The organism is Desulfobacca acetoxidans DSM 11109 (genome assembly GCF_000195295.1).
GTDB classification, from domain to species: Bacteria; Desulfobacterota; Desulfobaccia; order Desulfobaccales; family Desulfobaccaceae; genus Desulfobacca; species Desulfobacca acetoxidans.
Genome location: NC_015388.1, coordinates 2,125,212 through 2,141,160, shown reverse-complemented (window position 1 = coordinate 2,141,160; position 15,949 = coordinate 2,125,212). Strand labels below are relative to the sequence as shown.

Annotated in this window: 16 protein-coding genes; 10 read left to right on the top strand and 6 right to left on the bottom strand. The window is 53.5% G+C overall.

Annotated features, from left to right (window positions below; all coding sequences use genetic code 11):
• Position 1: 1 nt before the first annotated feature.
• On the bottom strand, positions 2-586 hold the full coding sequence (locus tag DESAC_RS09545; RefSeq protein ID WP_013706860.1) for a nucleoside recognition domain-containing protein: 585 nt from the start codon (positions 584-586) through the stop codon (positions 2-4).
• A gap of 94 nt (positions 587-680) precedes the next feature.
• On the opposite strand from DESAC_RS09545, the gene DESAC_RS09540 reads away from it, so the two are divergent.
• Positions 681-962, top strand: a complete 282-nt coding sequence (locus DESAC_RS09540) for a CCDC90 family protein (protein WP_013706859.1) — start codon at positions 681-683, stop codon at positions 960-962.
• Positions 963-1,017: 55 nt separating this feature from the next.
• On the opposite strand, the gene ruvB is transcribed toward DESAC_RS09540, so the two are convergent.
• The gene (ruvB, locus tag DESAC_RS09535) at positions 1,018-2,046 is read right to left on the bottom strand and encodes a Holliday junction branch migration DNA helicase RuvB (RefSeq protein ID WP_041283910.1); all 1,029 of its coding nucleotides are present in this window, start codon (positions 2,044-2,046) and stop codon (positions 1,018-1,020) included.
• 450 nt (positions 2,047-2,496) lie between these two features.
• Here ruvB and DESAC_RS09530 point away from each other — a divergent pair, with 450 nt between their 5' ends.
• A complete protein-coding gene (locus DESAC_RS09530; RefSeq protein WP_013706857.1) occupies positions 2,497-3,213 on the top strand; it encodes an SH3 domain-containing protein in 717 nt (238 codons plus the stop codon).
• A gap of 111 nt (positions 3,214-3,324) precedes the next feature.
• Here DESAC_RS09530 and DESAC_RS09525 read toward each other — a convergent pair whose 3' ends face one another.
• Positions 3,325-5,022 (bottom strand): TIGR00341 family protein, encoded by a 1,698-nt coding sequence (locus tag DESAC_RS09525; RefSeq protein ID WP_013706856.1) that lies wholly within the window; start codon positions 5,020-5,022, stop codon positions 3,325-3,327.
• 507 nt (positions 5,023-5,529) lie between these two features.
• Between DESAC_RS09525 and DESAC_RS09520 the strand changes: the two genes are divergently transcribed.
• The 5 genes from DESAC_RS09520 to DESAC_RS09495 all read left to right on the top strand — a co-directional run bounded on the left by DESAC_RS09520 (position 5,530) and on the right by DESAC_RS09495 (position 9,900).
• On the top strand, positions 5,530-6,471 hold the full coding sequence (locus tag DESAC_RS09520; RefSeq protein ID WP_013706855.1) for an ABC transporter ATP-binding protein: 942 nt from the start codon (positions 5,530-5,532) through the stop codon (positions 6,469-6,471).
• Positions 6,455-7,249, top strand: a complete 795-nt coding sequence (locus DESAC_RS09515; RefSeq protein WP_013706854.1) for an ABC transporter permease — start codon at positions 6,455-6,457, stop codon at positions 7,247-7,249. The genes DESAC_RS09520 and DESAC_RS09515 overlap by 17 nt, the downstream gene beginning before the upstream one ends.
• A gap of 86 nt (positions 7,250-7,335) precedes the next feature.
• A complete protein-coding gene (gene murI, locus DESAC_RS09510) occupies positions 7,336-8,139 on the top strand; it encodes a glutamate racemase (protein ID WP_013706853.1) in 804 nt (267 codons plus the stop codon).
• A 115-nt stretch (positions 8,140-8,254) separates the two neighbouring features.
• Positions 8,255-9,109, top strand: coding sequence for an outer membrane beta-barrel protein (locus DESAC_RS09500; RefSeq protein WP_013706852.1), 855 nt, complete (start codon positions 8,255-8,257; stop codon positions 9,107-9,109).
• Between the two features lie 14 nt (positions 9,110-9,123).
• Entirely contained in the window at positions 9,124-9,900 is a 777-nt protein-coding gene (locus DESAC_RS09495) for a purine nucleoside phosphorylase YfiH/LACC1 family protein (protein WP_013706851.1), read from the top strand.
• Positions 9,901-9,994: 94 nt separating this feature from the next.
• Here the strand turns inward: DESAC_RS09495 and DESAC_RS16295 are convergent, their stop codons facing one another.
• From DESAC_RS16295 to DESAC_RS09485, 3 genes are read right to left on the bottom strand one after another with little or no spacing between them, the layout of a single operon-like run.
• Positions 9,995-10,144: a hypothetical protein gene (locus DESAC_RS16295; protein ID WP_013706850.1), complete on the bottom strand. Its 150-nt coding sequence runs from the start codon at positions 10,142-10,144 to the stop codon at positions 9,995-9,997.
• Between the two features lie 29 nt (positions 10,145-10,173).
• Positions 10,174-10,839: a DVU0298 family protein gene (locus DESAC_RS09490; protein ID WP_013706849.1), complete on the bottom strand. Its 666-nt coding sequence runs from the start codon at positions 10,837-10,839 to the stop codon at positions 10,174-10,176.
• Between the two features lie 41 nt (positions 10,840-10,880).
• Positions 10,881-11,294, bottom strand: coding sequence for a single-stranded DNA-binding protein (locus DESAC_RS09485; RefSeq protein ID WP_013706848.1), 414 nt, complete (start codon positions 11,292-11,294; stop codon positions 10,881-10,883).
• A gap of 533 nt (positions 11,295-11,827) precedes the next feature.
• Between DESAC_RS09485 and DESAC_RS09480 the strand changes: the two genes are divergently transcribed.
• The 3 genes from DESAC_RS09480 (at position 11,828) to DESAC_RS09470 (ending at position 15,941) form a co-directional block, all read left to right on the top strand.
• A complete protein-coding gene (locus DESAC_RS09480; RefSeq protein ID WP_148231222.1) occupies positions 11,828-12,676 on the top strand; it encodes a hypothetical protein in 849 nt (282 codons plus the stop codon).
• 88 nt (positions 12,677-12,764) lie between these two features.
• Complete coding sequence (locus DESAC_RS09475; RefSeq protein WP_013706846.1) at positions 12,765-15,077, top strand: SLBB domain-containing protein; 2,313 nt, start codon at positions 12,765-12,767, stop codon at positions 15,075-15,077.
• An 18-nt stretch (positions 15,078-15,095) separates the two neighbouring features.
• Complete coding sequence (locus DESAC_RS09470; protein ID WP_013706845.1) at positions 15,096-15,941, top strand: hypothetical protein; 846 nt, start codon at positions 15,096-15,098, stop codon at positions 15,939-15,941.
• Positions 15,942-15,949: the final 8 nt, after the last annotated feature.

Below are 15,949 nucleotides of genomic sequence, written 5' to 3'. Positions count from 1 at the left end.
GTCAGGGCTTTCTGCTGTTCAATACTTTAAATACATAGAGAATGACCACGGCTGTAGCTGCTGAGATGATCGTGGCGATGAAGGTGGGCAGCATGACCTGGTTCGGGTTTTTGGAGCCGTAGCTGGCCAGGAGGCCGATGACCGTAAAGGGAATCAACTGCACGCTGGCCGTATTGATGACAATGAAGAGCATCATCTCAAAGGTGACCGTGTCGGGTTTGGGGTTGAGCGTCTGGAGGTCCTCCATGGCCTTGATCCCTAATGGTGTCGCGGCGTTGCCAATACCCAGAACGTTGGCCAGCAGGTTCAGGGTGATGTTGGTGACGGCCGGATGGCCCTTCGGGATGTTGCGGAACAACAGTGAGATAACCGGTCGGAAGAAGTTGGACATTTTATAGATTATACCGCAATCTTCCAGGATTTTCGTCAGCCCCAGCCACAGTGAGACAATCCCCAGGAGATAGATGCAGACCTCCACGGCGGCCTTGCCGGCCTCGAACAGGGCCTGAGTAAATCCGCCAATGCTACCGTTCACGACGGCGAACAGGACACTGAGGCAGATAAGCACCATCCAGATGGCGTTCATAAGATATTCCGGTTAATGTGAAGCTTTGTTCGGAAGCGATGAATTGATTGACATTATTAAGCTTTTACTATAAAATAGTAAAAGAGAGGCTGCAATGCGAACCGCGATTTTTGACACCTTGGAATTCGCCAAAAAACTAAAAGCTGCTGATTTTACCGATCAGCAGGCTGAAACCTTGGCCACTGCCGTTTCAGAAATTATTGAAGCCCGCCTGGCCACCAAAGAAGATATCGCCATGTTGCAGCGAGATATTGCCATGTTGCAGCGAGATATCCGGGAGACCGAACTGCGCCTCAAACATGACCTCACCTTGCGACTGGGAGGCATGTTGGCTGGCGGCATCGCCGTGGTCGCGGCTCTCGTTAAACTTCTCTAAAATCCCTTTTTTTTATCCCTTCGGTCTAATTCTCATAGCATTATCAACCAAATAGCTAGAATTCCAACGACGGCTGTTTGCCCTTTTTCGGCTTCCGGTCGAAATATTCCTGGGCTAGGCGGGTGGCGACGCGTCCGCGTGGAGTGCGGTTCAGGAAGCCGCACTGAATGAGGAAGGGTTCGTAGACATCTTCCAGGGTATCGCGTTCCTCGCACAGGGCGGCTGCCAGAGTATCTACCCCCACGGGGCCGCCGTCGAATTTTTCGATGATGGTCAGAAGGATCCGTCGATCCATGCGGTCAAAACCACGGTTATCGACCTCAAGCAGATTCAAGGCGGCATCGGCGATCTGCCGGGTAATGCGGCCGTCGCCATGAACCTGAGCGAAATCCCGCACCCGCTTCAGCAGGCGGTTGGCAATGCGCGGTGTGCCCCGGGACCGCCGGGCGATCTCTGCAGCTCCGGCAACCTCAATGTCGATCTGCAGCGCCCCGGCGGATCGGGTAACAATGGCCTGGAGATGATCCGGGTGGTAAAATTCCACCCGCAGCATCAGCCCGAAACGGTCCCGCAGGGCCGGGGTCAACAGCCCCGCCCGAGTGGTCGCCCCCACCAGGGTAAAACGAGGAATATCCAGGCGAATTGCCCTGGCACCCGGTCCCTGGCCGATGATCAGGTCCAGTTTATAATCTTCCATGGCCGGATAAAGGACCTCTTCCACTACGTGCGGCAGGCGGTGGATTTCGTCGATGAAGAGGACGTCTCCAGGCTTCTGGTTGGTAAGCAGCGCCGCTAGGTCCCCTGGACGTTCGATCACCGGACCGGAGGTGGTTCTCAGACCTGCTCCCAGCTCCTGGGCAATGATAGTAGCGAGGGTGGTTTTACCTAAACCGGGGTGGCCGTGCAGGAGGATATGGTCCAGGGCTTCACTCCGCCCCTTGGCCGCGGTAATGGCTAGCTCCAGACTGCGCTTGACCTCGTCCTGACCGACAAACTCCCGCAGCGACCGCGGTCTGAGACCGATTTCCAGTCCCAGATCCTCGGGATGGCGCCGGGAACTGACAAAACGTTCCTGTTCTTCCATAATTACCCACAGCTTACCGCACTTCCTAAGGTATTGCAAGCCTCCTCTCATCCGACCGAGAATATTTCCTTCAACCCCTAACCCGCACCCCCTTGGACCTTAAAAAACCATAAAAAGATAAAAAACTCGTTGATCCTGAAAGATCAGGGAGATAGGATAAGGTAACAGCAGTCTGCCGGTCATCAGCGCTATGAATCTATTATGCCACCCGCTTTACGCCTTACTAGAAAGAAACCACTTTTCTAAGCCTTCAACAATCTCACAAAGCTGTCAGCACCGCTAACTCCAAGCCTGTCGCCAAAGCAGCGCTTGAATTTGGGATTGATAATTCAATTGATTTTTTGATTATCTTATGGTTTAAATATTCTGGTATAATCGCGTAGACCCATTCAACATCGATAATTCCCAACTATTACATTGTTTCTCCATTGATGACAGGGAGGCTTCACCATGAGCATGTTTCCACGGTTGCTTATGCTGATATCCTTGGCTTTGGGAGTGTGGGGTTGTGCCACAACAGAACCGGTAAAGGTGGAAACTGCACCAGTGGAACGAGAAACCTTTTTCTATGTTGGTGCCATCGAATTGCCGTTAAAAAGCTCCCCAGAGCCGGATAGCAGCATTGTTGCTAGCGTAAGTCTTAACGATCGGGTGCAGCAGCTAGAACGGCGGGGGAGTTGGTTTCTCGTCCGTTCCGAAGATGGCCGCCAGGGATGGGCCAATGATCGGGACTTGGAACTTAGACCCATATCAGAGTTGTACGTCCGGCGTTGGGGGGTCTCATTGAGAGCTGAGCCCCAGAAGAGCAGCAAAAGCTTGGTTCGACTGCGCACCAACGACCAGGTGACTCTGCTGGAGGAAAAACCAAAGGGCTGGGTCAAAATTTCCGTGCCTCGCACTGGCAAAACCGGGTGGTTGGAGCTCAGCGATCTGTCTCTTACTAAGGTAGCGGTGCGCCGGGTAATCCGTTCCAAAAGCGGTGGGACCGCGTCCGCGGCTACGGAAGAGGTTGTAGAAGAAGCAGGAACGATCCCGGAGGAAGCTCCTCCTTCTGGTGTTCCCAGTCTGTTAGAACCAAAACCTGCGGCTGCAGCAACGCCTCCAGCTAAACCGGCTCCTGCCGCCGAGCCTCACAAGGCCAAACCAGGCATGTTTGAACCCTTGTAGCGGGAACCTGGAAAAGAATCAGCCTCTTACTTGCATTGACTGGTAGCAACCAAATCGGGCTAAGAAGCCATGCGGACCGATTATTCCTGTTACTTATTGTTGTGCTAAACGTTATTGTCTCTTCCTTTCTCTTAGCTGATTATTGGTAAAATCTTCTACTGATAGGAGGCCCTCCCGGGTGAGCATGGTCTCACTCCGGAACCACAGGTAAATAAAAGTGTTTCGGTTCACCCGCCGGGACACCGATTTTTCAACCTGGTTCAACTCCTTGGAAGTGGGGATTTTTATCCCGGAGGCCTCTACCCGGACGCTCCAGCGGTCATCCTCTGCCAGGGCATCCACGTTATTGACAAAGAGGCCAGGGAATTTCCCCAGCTCTGTAGCTACCGCCTTTTCCACCTTGTCCTGAAGGGCTGCATCGACCGGGGACTGGGAACCGAAGTGGGACCAGGCGTAAAGAATCCGGCCGTGGGCATCGATGTCAATGGTGCTCAAACAGCGGGTCAACAGCCGAATATTGGGTTCGAACAAACGCTCCTGTATCTTTTCTTCCAATTCCTTAACCTCTTCGGGAGTGAGCGGCCTGGAAGTTTGCAAGTTCGCCACCACCACCGGTCCGCGGGGAAACTGCACTATCTTCACTTCGGAGAGGATAATATCGGGCCGATGAATTAATACTTCCCGCAATGCCTGTTCCGCTAATTGAATCCGCATAACCTCAGGATTGAGTTTCCTTGATATGAAAAAGCCGTCCAGGTTTTGAGCTGTCACCTGACTGGTGGAACCGGTGGCGCTGACGTCTTTGGCCAGGATCGCTCGTATGATGAGTTCAGTGGGAATGTCCAACCGGCGGCTGAGTACCTCTTGTATAGCCGTGACTTTATCGGGGGATATAATGCTTGGGGTTCGAACCGTAGCCAGGATATAGAGCTTATCCTCGAATTGTTTCTGCCAGAGTTCCACGAGTGAAGTAGAGGGGAAACCCGATAGCTCTTCCGTAAGGTTCTCCCGGATGGCGTTGTTCAGATAACGCTCCTTGACAATGCGTACCAACGTGTGGGTAAGCAATAAGGCCACTATTAAGAATCCTGCCACTGCCACCCCGAAGGTTCGGGCAAATTCCCATTTATTGGACCAGGGAATGCGAGGAGCCATGCCGGCGGCGACGAAAGTGCCGGCAGAAACCAATAAGATGGCCAAAAAGTTGGCAAAAAATAATAGAAACGACCCCCAGGCACCGTGAAATGCCCCCATAGCCAGACATAGACCGGAGTTAGCCAGGGGAGGGACAATTGCCGTAGCGATGGCCACCCCCGGCAGCGCCGGAGACAACCTAGCGTCAATCAAGGCATAGGTACCGGCAAATCCCGCCAACACCGCCACCAGGAGGTCCAGCAGATTTGGTTCGGTGCGAGACAGCATTTCTGGCGTCACTTCCAGAGCTAAGGGGAATACCCCCAGAAAGGCGGCAATGCCAATGGCTAAAGCCACGCCCATGGCCTCGGCCCGTAACGCCCGCCCCAAGAGGGACGTATCCCCTAAGACCAGGGCCAGAGAAATACCGATAATGGGGGTCATTAGAGGGGACACAAGCATGGCGCCGATGATTACCGCCGTACTGTTGGCAATAAGACCGAAGCTGGCAATAAGCGAGGCGGAGGCCAGGAGGGCATAGAAACTTATCTTTGGTTCTGAGCCTTGAGATATTTCTTCTGTCACGTGCAGGAGGCGTTCCGGAGTCGTCTGCAGCCATTGGAACCTGCCAGCACGATCTTCTTGGTTTTCTTTGTACATACCTTGATGTTCCATATCTTCCTCCGTTAATTAGTAGAGATTCGGATACCGGCGACGCACTTCATGGCGGCAGGGGTCCTGCCCCTTCCTACAGTTATTTCTTCATAAATATAAATACCTTAGCGGGTTGAAAAGGTCACGTCGTAAATTCCGACTATTGTTTCCTTGATGCCGCTGGGGATCAATAAAACAACACTTCGGGTTTGGCTTCTGTTGAACATGTTTGTCTTTCTTTTCTGAACGATTTCGGAGGATCGTTCTTGAGGAAGCACCTGTCCACTTTTTTATCAAATGTACGCCTAAACCAGGTAAATAATATATAATATTTAGATTGGAGGAAAAAATCCAGCATTCCTCCGAAAGGTGAAGGTGATTATGTAGCAATGATTGGCCGCCTGAATCCTTAATCCAAATCCACCATCAAAAAATAAAATACCTTGTTGGTCCTGAAAGATCATGGACCTTGCGTCTTGCGGGCCGTAATCCCCTCTGATAAACTCCAAATTTCTTGAGAGAAGCAATATGAAAACAGCCATTCAACTGGAAGGGCTTAGAAAAGCGTATTACCGCGGCATGCTGCGCCGGCGTCGGCAGCCGGTGCTCCGGGATTTGCACCTGAGGATCCCCGCCGGGATCATCTTCGGGATCTTAGGTCCTAACGGCGCCGGCAAGACCACCCTTATTTCTATCATGGCCACACTGCTCTTGCCGGACGCCGGCTCAGTCCGGGTGCTGGGTTTGGACGCCTTACAGCAGGCGGCCCAACTGCGGCAACGGATCAATCTGGCCAGCGGCGCCGCCAAATTTGTCTGGTCCCTGACCGTTGAGGAAAATCTCCGTTTTTATGGCCGTCTGTATGGCCTCCGGGGCGATAGCCTGACTGAGCGGGTCCGGGAGGTGGTGGCCCTTTTTGAACTGGAGGCTTGGCGGCGCAGCCCCTTTGAAACCCTGTCTTCGGGTCTGAAACAGCGGCTGGCCCTGGCCAAGGCCTTGATCAGCAGGCCGGAGCTGCTCTTCCTGGACGAACCTACCAACGGCTTGGATCCGGTGGCGGCCCAGCACACCCGGGAGGAGATCGCCCGCCTGAACCGCCAGAGCGGCATGACCATTATCCTCACCACCCACAATATGCGGGAGGCGGAAATGTTGTGCCATGAGGTGGGGTTTCTGGGGGAAGGCCAGATTCTGGCCCAGGGCGGCATCCCCGCTCTCCAGGCCCAACTGGCGTTGGGGGACCGGGTCACCCTGTTGTTTGCCGGAAAGCCTCCGGAAATGAACTTCCAGGGCTTGCCCGGAGTGTTGGAATGGCGGCTGCAATCGCCTGAAGTGGAGCTGGTGTTGGATCATAGCGACAGCCGCCTGCCCGGGATCATACGGGAGATTGACGCAGCCGGGGGTGATCTCAGCCAGATCAGGGTGCAAGAGGTGGACTTGGAGGATCTCTACCGTGAATTTAGTCAATGAGGCGATCAAGGTCTGGGCCTTTACCGCCCGGGGCGGCATTATGAACCGCCGCAATGTCTTTGCGGTCTTCGAAATGCTGTTCTGGCCTTTAATGGGTCTGTTCTCCGTGGGGCTGCTGACCCGCTTCCTCGAGTTAGGGCCGGAGACGGTTTCCTTTGTGCTCATCGGCGCAGTAGCCATGAACACGGTGCAGATCGCCCAACTGGATGTGTCCTATGCCCTGCTCTACGATGTCTGGGGCAAAAGTTTGAAACACGCTCTTATTGCCCCTATCAACCTGGTGCACGTTGTGCTCGGGTCCGGACTGGTGGGTCTGATCCGGGGTCTGGTGGTCTTTGGAGTTATGCTGGGTTTAAGCATCTGGGCCTTTGGGATGGATTTAAGCCGCCAGGGCTGGCCGGCCCTCCTGATTTTTTTTATCGGGCTGTTCCTGGTGGCGGTGATCGAAGGGGTAATAGTGTTGTCCCTGGTGCTCCTGTTCGGACACCGGGCGGAAATCACCGCCTGGGCCGTTTCCTATCTTGTACTGCTCCTCTCGGGGATGTATTATCCGGTGACGCTTCTGCCGCCCATCTTGCAGACCGTGGCCCAGGTCTTTCCCTTGACTCATTTTTTAGAGTATTTCCGGCATTTTTACGGCTTCCCTCTGTCCGCCTCCTGGCCGTTATGGCGGGGCTTTGGTCTCAGCCTGGCCTATCTGGCCGGGGGCTACATTCTAATTACTCTGAGCCTCAGGTTGGCCCGGAAGCGGGGCACCTTGTTGAAATTGTCGGAATAGAGTACCTGCTGTGGAGTCTTTAGCATGGAACGACGAGTGTCATATGCTTTTTCTCGAAACTCAAAACTCGAAACTCGAAACTTACCATGATCGGCGTTTTTGATTCAGGTTTTGGCGGGCTGGCGGTACTGCGGGAATTCTTGCAGGCCTTGCCGGACTATGATTACCTTTATCTGGGCGACAATGCCCGCATTCCCTACGGCACCCGCTCTGATCAGGTGGTATTGAAGTTTACCCGGCAGGCGGTGGATTATCTCTTCCGGCAGGGGTGTATACTTATCATCCTGGCCTGCCACACCGCCTCCTCCAAGGCCCTGCGGACCATTCAGCAATACTATCTGCCGGTGCACTATCCCAACAACCGCGTCCTGGGGGTGGTCATCCCCACCGTGGAAGAGGCCCTGAGCCGGACGGTGAGCGGCCGGATCGGCATCATCGGCACTGAAGGGACGGTGGCTTCCAACTCCTTTCCGATCGAATTGCATAAGCTCAACCCTGGTGTTCAGGTATTCCAACAGGCCTGTCCGCTGCTGGTCCCCATCATTGAGGCCGGCGAGCAGGACGGCGAGGTGGCAGACCTGATGTTAAACAAATATCTTGGCCCCTTCGAGGCCCACCGAATCGACACCTTGATTTTAGGCTGTACACACTATTCTATTTTGAAAACAAAGATAAAAAACCTTCTGGGCCAAAAAATTCAGATTATCTGTTCCGGCGAGGTGACAGCGGTGAAACTGGCGGACTATCTCCGGCGACATCCGGAAATCAATCAGCGCTTGAGCCGCACGGGCCAGAGACACTATCTCACCACCGATCTAACGCCCCGTTTCCAGGATCTGGCCAGTCTCTTTATGGGCGAGGCCATCCAAGCCGAAGTAATACAGCTATAAAACCGGTTGTAGTAGTCTTACGAGGATAATTGCTGTCTCCCACAAATCAGCAAAAAACTTCCCTCCTGCTCTTTTCTTGTGGTATGGTGGATAAAAGAACGCTTGAGGTAGGCCTATGTTAAAAAGACAGAGATTTCGGACTGGTGTGGTAATTACCATGGCTTTCGCCCTGTTCTTGTCAATCCCAGCGCCACCGGCCTCGGCCATGTCCTCCGGCGATGCGATTGTCGCGACGTTTGTGCCCCTCGGGGTGGTGTTGGGGGCAACGGCGGCGAGTTACCTGCTCTATAAGAACCGCCTCGCCCAACCGGCCGACGCCAAGGGCTGCCTGGGTTATCGCGGACCGGGGGAATTCTTTATCGGCGGCTTTGTCGGCGCTGGCTTCATCCCTCATAGCACCTGGACCTATCGGGTGGGAGGAATAAACTATTCAGCCGACGCCATGAAGATTGACCCCGGAGTCACCGGCGGTATCAAACTGGGCTATTTCCTGGAAAGTTTCCCGTACTTCGGAGTGGAAGCCGAGGGAAGCATCGGCAGTCAGCGCCAGCCCTCCCAGACGCTGGCCGTCAACCCCCCGCAGGCCGGAGCCACAGCCTTGAGGGTCCCTGGACAAACCCTTCTTGCCTGGACCATGGCCTTTCATCTCCTGGGACGTTATGGTTTCTATCAGGACGCAGAGGTTCCCTTCGGCCGTCTCCAGCCTTACGTAGGCGTCGGACCCGGCTTGGTCATGCTCTATGCCGAAGCTGACTCCGCCAAGAATTTTTCTCTGGAACTGGAAGCTGGCCTGCGTTACATGTTTACCAAACATTTCGGGGGCTTCCTGGAATATAAATTCAGCAAACAGTGGAGTGTGGAATTGGAGTCTCAGCAGGTCTTTTTGAATACCATCGGCAGTGCCTCGGGCAGAGGCGTCTTTGACTTTGACCGCCATCAGGCGGTGGTGGGTCTGGCCTATCATTTTTAGCAGGAGTTACCGGCGTGATATGCAGGCGGGTGCAACAGGATGGGTTGGCCTGGTTTCGTTTGGCTTTATTAGATCAATTTCCGGAACTGGAACACCGCCTCTGGACCCGGTGCGGCGGAGTCAGTCAACCTCCTTATGAGGGACTCAATCTCAGCTTTTCAGTGGGAGACAACCCCAAGCGGGTAAGCCGCAACCGTTCCTTGATACAGCAGGCCATGGGAGTGACGGAACTTGTCAGCGTCGGCCAGATCCATAGCAAAAACACCCTGATCCTCTCTTCCCAAAACCGGCTGCACTATGACCGGGAGATTCAGGGCATTGACATTCTCATTACCGATATTCCCGGCGTCGGTCTGTTGATTAAGCAGGCGGACTGCCAGGCAGTGATTCTTTATGACCCGGAAACGCGGGTGATTGCCAACGTCCATTGCGGTTGGCGTGGCAACGTGCAGAATGTTTTAGGGCAGGCGGTCGATCAATTGCGGGAGGTCTTCGGCTGCCGGCCGGAGTCGCTGCGGGCTGGCATCAGTCCGTCGCTCGGTCCTTGCTGCGCCGAATTCACTCACTACCGAGAGGAATTTCCCGAGGCGTTTTGGACCTACCAAATCAAACCGATGTTCTTTGACCTCTGGCGCCTCAGTTGCGACCAACTCATCGCTGCGGGGCTGAGATCGGAACACATCCAGGTAGCTGCACTATGCACCCGCTGTCAGGCGGGAGATTTTTTCTCCTACCGGCGCGATAGGATTACCGGCAGAAACGGCACCGTAGTGGCACTGCACCCGAGTTAAACACGACAAGAGGGGAAAGGGCTAACGTGAACCCCTCCCCCCCCCTGCCAACGTTGATTCTCTTATCAGCGGCAGCACATATATTATTAAGCGCTTAGGCTTGGGGAGGTTCGTTCTTTTTGGACATTTTATCCTTGACGTCACCGAATAGCTTCTTGGCAGATTCGATGACCTGCTGAACCTGCTGAGGATATTTGTATCCGACGTACACCCCTACAATAAATGTCAAAATGCCAAACCACATGGTATTCTTTCCTTTCCTTAGCTATAATATTAGATATCTGTCTCAGGGTAGGATGCCAGACGTTCCAAAGCCTCTGCTGAGATTTGACCCACGGTGGTATCCCGCAACACGCCATCTTCATACAGCTTGACCGGCTGCGGGTTGTCCACCAGACGGCGGATGTCCGAAGAAGCCTCCTGAACCCCGATAATTCCCAAACACCAGACCGCGTGAGTTATTACCTGAGGATTCGAATCGGCTAGGCAGGCCTGGATGCGCGGAGCGGCCTGACGTACCACTTGGGGGTGTACCTGGCCCAACCGCCCCAGACCCCAGAGCATACCTTCCCGTGAGAATTCCTCCTCCAGACAATTAAACAGCATCAGGATAATTTCTTCAACCAATTTTATGTTATTTCTGCCGATCTCGCCCAAGACGGCAGCGGCCCCCCAACCGAAACTGCCAGAGTCCTCGTTCAATGACCAGAGGAGCCGACCGATAATCTTTTCGATGCGCTTAGGATGAGCTTGAGCGATAAAACCCAGGGCTTCAGCGGCCCGCCAATGAAGCAGATCATCGGGTTGATAGAGCATCTGCACCAAGGTGGTCACCACTCCCCCGCCCCTGCCGGCCAGGTTCGCCAGGGCCTGAAAATCACTTACCCTCAACAGGTGAGTGATCTGATCGCGTTTGGATTTACGTGTGTCAACCATCATATGATTTTTAGAAACCGTAAAAGGATTGAACGTGGCGGCTGCTAGAAAGGAAAATCATCCTCTTCCATAGGACCTCCCGGTGGCGGCGGAAAAGGCTCTTCCGCTTCTTTCAGCGGCCGTTCTCCGGCAGGGCCCAGCATTTGCATGTCGCGCGCTTCGATTTCTGTAGTATATCGTTTCACTCCGTCTTTTTCCCAAGAGGTAGTCCGAAGACGCCCTTCAATATAGACCAATCTCCCTTTGGAGAGATATTGCCCACAGATCTCCGCCAATTTGCGCCAGGCAACAATACGGTGCCACTCGGTCCGGTCCTGGCGATTGCCTTCTTTATCGGTATAGCTTTCCGAGGTGGCGATATTAAATCTGGCTATGGCGGCACCATTGGCCGTATATCTCATTTCGGGATCCGACCCTAAGTTACCGATAAGAATGACTTTATTTATCCCTCTGCTCATACTCGATCCCTTCTCAGCGGTGCAGGAGCTACTGTTATTCCCGTGTATTCTCTACCACAAAAATCAGGTGGAAGCAAGCATCATCCCCAGGATTATATTTTGGTCGGCCTGTGGTCCTCAGCAATCGTTTTGCAATAACAAAACCTCTAAGGCACATTATCAGGAAGAATTCAACTAATTGTCATGCTTCAAAAAGCACCCGCGATCCATGTAAATCAGCTGCCGGTAGCATAGGTTTTCTAACCTGTGCAGCAGTCATTTTTTATCTCGAAACTCGAAACTTATTTTCTGACCAACAACCGGAAACTTAATTTTCTATGGTGGCAACCTGTTCTGCGTTATGTTATGATAGGGTTCAATAAAATTTGATGTACCCGTAACTAGTCTAATAATTCCCCTTCGCCGAGGAATTTAATTCTCCCCTCAGTGTATGATCCGAATAGTATCTTGGCTTCGTTCCTTTCCGCTCTGCTGTAAACGGAGTAGCGGGCAGGTCGTTGTCATATACGGAAATGGGGAATGAGAGAAAAGGCATGGCGCCAGCAGTCAATAGACAAAACCATTGGACAGTATTACTCCTGATCTATTTTATCTTTTCAGCGTCCTCTTGTGTTATGCTCGGCAACCGTGAATATGCCCAGAAGGCGGCCCCGGCACGGGGAGTAGTTCGGATAGCGGTTTTCCTCCAACGTTGGCCGCATTTTCTGTCTCGTGACGATCAGAATGCTGCGGGCGACGGGTTTATCAGAGATCAGACCCTGTTTTTAGGTCCATTCAAGCCAGCCGACCGCATCAATCCAAGGGCTATGGATGTGCTTGACATCACTGATGCTGATATTGCTCAGTCAATCATGGAGGTTATGATCGATAAGGGGTATGACCCCTATCTCGTGTCGGTGTTGCCCAGTCCGCAGGAAAAGCTCACCACAAACAGTCTGATGGCCCGATATCGTCTTGTCGATGATGAGGTGGACGGGTTTCTCTTCTGCTACTACACCCCGACGCTTTTCGTTGCCAATAGTACATTCCTCCCCGAGGGGGCCAATCGCAGGTCAGTCGGTTTATATGAACTGGCCGGGGCACTGGACCCGAGCGCTGCCGACTTCATCTGGTCGGGACAACGCCAGAGTCAGGCACCTCCAAGGGCCATCACCCATGCCTTCATTTACTTCAGCATGACATTATTCAACGCCCGAAATTGGCAGCCTCTATGGATGACGGCGGACGCCAATGTTTGGGGCAGAATCCGCCCGGCAATAGCAGAATGCCCGCCGGGACCGACAGACCGGGATTACTGGACCGACCCGGCTATGGTGCATCGCATTATGTTGCGGAATCTCCGTTGCCGCCTTTGGCATCTGATCGGGGATGCTTTACCGTAACAGGATATAAGGGGATTTGAGTTTCGAGTTTCGACTTGAAAAGAAAAGAGCTATTATCAACTTCTACCGATTGAGGGAACAAGTGCGGATGTCTGGGAAGAAAATTATCAGTTTGGTGTTGATTGTTTGTTTCTTGCTGCCGCCGCCTGCCATCTGGTGTCAGGACAGCGGCGCTGGCCCAAGTGGATCAGGCACTACCGGTTTGGGAGGCGGCACCCCCACCGGGCCGGCCGCAAGTCCGGCCGGGCCGGCAGCTCCAGGGACTTCTAGCGGCATCGGGCCGACCACACCTGATTTATCCTCCCAAGCCCAATTTTATCTCCAAAAGACCTCCCCAACTTTGGGCCCACCGGAGATCCAAAAAGTCACACCCCCCAGTGGCCCCGAAACTCAGCCCCCACCTACTGCGCCAACAACGCCGGTAACGGAACAGGCGCCTGAGTCGACCGAGGAACCGATTGAGTTGGAACAGCGGGCCAGAATTCAAGGCATTGCGCTGCCTCTTTTCGGCTATAACTTCTTCCGCCGGCCACCCACTTCTTTCCTGCCGGTCACCCAGACGCCGGTGGGCCCGGATTACCTGATCGGGCCAGGAGACACCGTGCGCATTGTCCTCTGGGGCAGTATCCAGGGCGAACATGCTATTGTGGTTGACCGCAACGGCCAGATTGCTATTCCAAAAATCGGGGTGGTACAGGTAAGCGGTCTGACCTTCAAGCAGCTGCGCGAGGTGTTGGATCGGGAGTTTGCCCGGCAATACACCAATTTTCAAATGAACGTTACCCTGGATAATTTGCGGACGATAACTATATATGTGGTTGGAAATGCCCGGGCGCCGGGAAGCTATTCCATTTCTTCGCTCTCCACCTTGGTGAATGCCCTGTTTGCCGCTGGCGGCCCTAGTAAAAAAGGCTCTATGCGCCACATCGAGGTGCGGCGGAGTGGGCGCACCATCGTCCGTTTTGATCTCTATGATCTCCTGCTGCGGGGAGATAAGACCAAAGATATCCGTTTGATGCCTGAGGACGTGATTTTCATCCCGATAGCCGGCGACCGCGTCGGCATCGGCGGGCCGGTCAAAAATCCGGCCATTTATGAGCTCAAGCAGGAGCGCACCCTTACCGATCTGATCAGAATTGCCGGCGGTCTGGCAGCCACCGCTTTTAAAAGCCGGGTCCAGATGATGCGGATTCAAGACCGGAAAGAGATGGTCCTGGTGGAAGATGATCTGGAACTCTTTTTAGATAAACGGCGTCCGGACATCGTCCTACAGGGAGGCGACCTGGTGAAGATTTTTCCGGTACCCAGCCAGAATATCAAGATGGTGCGCATCGGCGGGGCGGTACAAAATCCGGGCGAGTTCGGTATGCGGGACGGTATGCGGGTGAGCGACCTGATCGTCTTCGCTGGCGGTTTCATATTATCCTCAAATTTGGATGAGGCCGAGATCACCCGGGTTACACCCACTCCCCAAGGTCCCCAAACCAACCGCATCTATATCAGTTTACGCAAGGCTATGACTGGCAAACCCAAAGACAACATTCTCTTGAAACCCAACGATTACCTCTTTGTCCGGACCATTCCGGACTGGGATCTCTATAAGATGGTGGAAGTCAAGGGAGAATTGAAGTATCCCGGAGCATACACCATCAGAAAAGGGGAAACCCTCAGCTCGGTGCTGGCCCGGGCCGGCGGTTTCTCGGACAAAGCATTTCCCCAAGGCGCCTTTTTCAGCCGTACCGCAGTTAAACAGCAACAGGCCCAGCACTTGAGACAGGCCATCGACCGAATGGAAGCAGATATGATTGCTGCCGCGTCGGTTAAGACCCAGGCTGAAATGGATCCCAAGGAGGCCCAACGTTCTGCTCTGGTTTACCAACAACAGCGGCAGCTTATTACCAAACTGCGGGAGATTGTCCCTTTGGGCCGGGTGGTGATCCGCCTGGACGACCCGGAGCGGTTGCGGGGTACTCCCTGGGACCTGGAGATGCAGGAAGGAGATACCCTGATCGTACCCCAGGTTCAACAGACGGTTAATGTTATGGGCTCGGTGATCAACCCCACAGCTATCGTTTATGATCCGCATCTATCGGTCAATGATTATATTGTGCGAGCTGGTGGTACGGCCAAATACGCTGATCCGAAAGAGACTTTCGTGATCAAAGCCAACGGCAGCGCCGTCAGTCGGAAAAGTTTCAAATGGTTCGGCGCCGGTTGGACCGGTTCGGAACAGGCGTTTCACATGGGAGGAATCAAGTCTTTGCGGTTGGGTCCGGGAGATTCCGTTATTGTGCCGGAGGATTTGGAACGCATCAACTGGATCAAAGAAATCAAGGACATCGCTACGATTCTGGGCCAGATTGCGCTTATGGCAGGCGTGGTGGTCGCCGCTGCCAAATAAATCGGGCTGGGGCTTACGGTGCGGCAAACTATTATTCTTGTAACCATTATCTGTCTGCTCCTAACCTCTGCGGTCCCGTCCCAGGCAACTATCAGTCAAAAGGCCTTCGCCCTGACGATCTTCTCCTTGGGAACTACCGGGTTCAGTGCCCTGGCTTATTATCTGTGGAAAAACAGTCCGGCGGAGCGGATGCGGGGTTACCCGGAAAATCTTACCCTGGGCGAATGGTATTGGGGCGGGTATGCAGGAGCGGCCATCCTGCCCTCCCAGGATTGGACCTTTTCCAAGGGGTTCAATCCACCTCTGAAAGGTCTTACCGCCCAAGACGTTTCGCTTCAGCCAGGCGTCACGGGGGGTATGAAGTTCGGCCGTTTCTTTGATTCTCTGCCCTGGCTCGGGGTAGAACTAGAAACCAATTTCTCCAAACATATCATCAAAGAACAGAACGTCACGCTATCTCAACCTTTACCTTCCGGCGTCGGAAACGTCTTAATTCCACGCGATCGATTTTATATCTGGTGTCTGCAGACCAACATTCTGGCCCGCTATGGCTTCCTGCCTACTAAGGAGACTCCATTTGGCCGTCTGCAACCCTATGTCGGGATCGGTCCCGGTTTTGAGGTCTTATACGGCGTGACTGATTCAGCCAAAAATTTTGCCGTTGAAACCTTAACCGGCCTGCGCTTCATGGCTGCGGCAAATATAAGTATTTTTTGCGAATACAAGTTTAGTTATCAATTTAACGCCGAATATGAGCGGAAACAGATACCCCCCGACCAGGTCGGTATTGTCTCTTTCGATGTACCAAATCACCGCCTGGTATTTGGGTTTACCTATCATTTTAAAAATCTTTTCGGCAATTAAGGGACTAG